General features: G+C 46.7%; 1 protein-coding gene. It reads right to left on the reverse strand.

Annotation, left to right across the window (positions count from 1 at the left end):
* Positions 1-257 (reverse strand): PUA domain-containing protein (locus tag AAEY88_RS14405; protein ID WP_350563486.1); only part of this gene is annotated, 257 nt, incomplete at both ends.

The raw sequence follows: 257 nt of genomic DNA on the forward strand, positions 1-257 counted from the left end.
CCTGTATCTTGGTGCACAATTTCGACCACATCACCTTCATCAAAATCACCGCGTACTTCTGCTACGCCGACTGGTAGCAAGCTCTTATGATGTTCAACGACGGCTTTTGCGGCACCAGCATCAACAATCAAAGAGCCTGACATACGTAGATGCGCTGCTAGCCATTGTTTACGAGCAATGATTTTATCTTCGTCATTAGTCGTTAGCAACGTACCAACCGCTTCACCAGATACCACACGGGTAATAACGTCATCGAT

This window comes from Psychrobacter sp. CAL346-MNA-CIBAN-0220 (genome assembly GCF_040309805.1).
In the GTDB taxonomy this organism is placed as follows: Bacteria; Pseudomonadota; Gammaproteobacteria; order Pseudomonadales; family Moraxellaceae; genus Psychrobacter.